Genomic DNA, 2,613 nt, shown 5'->3' with positions numbered 1-2,613 from the left:
GGTGGAAAATTCCCCATCCCTTGTCCGCGGCACGCGCAAGGTCAACCGTCCCACCCGAGTCGTCAATTGCCGGGGATAAGACCCGTTTCGATAGCCTTTTCGTTCCTCTGTGCGCTCATAACGGCCGGCGCCAAGTTGATCCGTTAACTGGGCTTCAAGGATTTGATTCAAGACCTGTTCCAACAGTTTGGCCAGTCCTTGATCTTGCGACAAGAACCCGTGCAGGATTTCATCGCTTATTGTAATATTGTATTGAGCCATAGTTGCTTTCCTCCTTTTTGTTTGGTTTTTGGTTCACTTTCATTCTATCAAAGGGAAAGCAACGTGGCTCTTTTTACATTTCCTTTTTACACAATTTTACGGACTCAACTCCCCCATTACGTGGCAAATTTGCAGTTCATGTCTTCCCATTGCATAGCTTGAAAGGATTTCTACAAAACTCTCCAAGCCAAAGGGAAAGCTCGTGCCATTTTTCCTCTTCCGGCATCAGTTATGATCAGCGGTGAAGATCAACATGACGGAGGATAGAAATATTAGGGACATGTCGGCTATTTTTACCTACCCAATTAAAGAAATACTTATGGTAAATAAGAGAAATTCCCTGCCTAGAATCTTTGCAATCGTACCTTTCGACCTTTTTGAAGGAGGAAAACTGCATGTGCGGCTTATTAACGTTTCATTGTACAAACCGCTTGCATTAGAAAGCTTGCTTCTAATTCCATAATCGGAGCCGATTCAATAAAGCATATCAGAGGATCGGCATCAATACTTGAGCAATTAAACGCCATTAATGATCATATAGAGGTATCCTTTTGTTTTCCCCACTTATCCTTTATAAGCGAACGGGCCAAGTGAATGGACAAGTATCCGAGGAGACCTCCAAGTGTATTTAAAATTAAATCATCAACGTCGAAACTGCCTATTTTAAAAATCAGCTGAAGCAATTCGAATGTGAGACTTAAGCCAAACGTGGCCGCGGCAACCTTATTCATGCGCAGAAATCTCTTTGATAATAACGGGAGAACGAAACCAAACGGAAAAAAACCCATCACGTTTCCAAACAAGTTATCAACGCGGATATTAAAATTGATGTCAGCCAAAAACAAATAATAAATAATCGTTTTAAAAGGGATGAAATTATGCCTATCGTCATATGGGCCGTGATAACTAAGCGTGAAATGACTGACTGCATCCGGGTATTTAAATAAGACTTGTTTCACAAGAAGAAGTAGATAAAAGCAGAATACAAGGATTAGCCCGACCTTCACAAAAAGCCTCAAAATGATAGCAACCTCCAAACCATATTTATCCCCTACACCTCCATGAAGGTTAAAAAGTGAGCTTCATTCCCCTTTAAATAAGCGGCAAAGCTCATTTTTAAAGGGCCGCTGATGCTCTCATGATGAGTCAGTTTTTCTAGAGATCCATTCTTCGTCACCCGTTTTTATGGATCTAAAGAAATGATACACTAAGCATCCTCATCTTTGTTAAAATTTTATAATTTTTGGAGGTAAAATGAGGTGGATGTAGAAATAATCATTAAAATTTCTCTAATGGAAGTTAGCAGAGAAATTAATCAAGGCTAACTTAATTTGAGGAACCTGTCAACCGCAGATGGCCATACCTTTCCCAAACAGGAAGAGCAATGAAGGGGATATGAAGTATGGAAGTGTTTAAAACCATTTTGTTAGTCATTATTACTCTAACGCTCTTGTATATCGCCTTTTTGTTAACCGACCCCACGGTACACTCAAACTTATAGAGTTCATTAAACGAAGTACGTCGTAACCTTGTGTAAAAGGAAAGGTAAAAAGAGCCCTTATCGTTGACCAAAAACAATTTCAAGTGGAAAGCGACCATTGTCAAAGCTATGTTACAAGATACAAAATCATGCACGATTTCCTATCACAAGTTCAAGAACTAGCCAAGGTTGGAACAGATCTAAAACAAATCCTTGAAGCCCAATGAACGAATCAACTGGGAACCGGCCGTTATAAGCGCACAGAGAAGTTAAAGGAGATCGAGATGGGCCTTATCCCCGGCCAGTGATGTCTCGGGAAGGCCAAGCGGTTCATCTGGCGTGTTCCGCTGAAAAGGGAGAGGGAATTCTTCGCCGAAAAGGTCGCTTCGTTTACCCAAATTTATCTCTATGGGAGTAAAGAGCGTATATGAACAAACCCGAAATCTTTCGCAACCTCATTATGTTGCTTGGATTTGTGGTGTACTTTTTGCTTTGGAAATCATTTATCGTGGTCAAGTCCATTTTATTGTGTAAATTTCCCTTTGATAGAAAGATGGACCTGATGACCTGACGTATGGCAGGTAAGTCCGGCAAGTCTCCCTGCCGGTCGCCTTCCCGGACTAATGATCATTGTTGTCAAAGTACAGGTGTGTCAAGGCGCTTTCGCGGCAACTCCTCGCTTCCGAGGTATTTCACGTTCTCCTTGACACGTCGAAGAAATTATCCCACTTTCTTGATCGCCGAAACTTCCTGATTCATCGTTTGAACGCCTAACTCTTTCGTTTTCCGCCACTGCCAATAGTCGGACATATCCAGGTATTTGCGTCCCGATATCCATTTTTCGTCCATTTCGATCAACACGGCGCCTACGA

Annotated in this window: 2 protein-coding genes and 1 pseudogene; all 3 read right to left on the bottom strand. The window is 41.8% G+C overall.

Annotated features, from left to right (window positions below):
* Positions 1-261, bottom strand: a 261-nt coding sequence (locus CCB157_RS16175) for a transposase (RefSeq protein WP_193432324.1), incomplete at its 3' end; no start/stop codon positions are given.
* Positions 262-794: 533 nt separating this feature from the next.
* Positions 795-1,298 carry a VanZ family protein gene (locus CCB157_RS16170; protein ID WP_238594748.1) on the bottom strand — a complete coding sequence of 168 codons (504 nt, stop codon included), beginning with the start codon at positions 1,296-1,298 and terminating at the stop codon, positions 795-797.
* 1,163 nt (positions 1,299-2,461) lie between these two features.
* Positions 2,462-2,613, bottom strand: a pseudogene (locus tag CCB157_RS18505) (IS256 family transposase); the annotation flags it as partial.

Source organism: Caenibacillus caldisaponilyticus (assembly GCF_002003465.1).
Lineage (GTDB): Bacteria > Bacillota > Bacilli > Bacillales > Sporolactobacillaceae > Caenibacillus > Caenibacillus caldisaponilyticus.
Note: the sequence above shows the minus strand (reverse complement) of the source record. Positions and strands in the feature narration are given on the sequence as shown.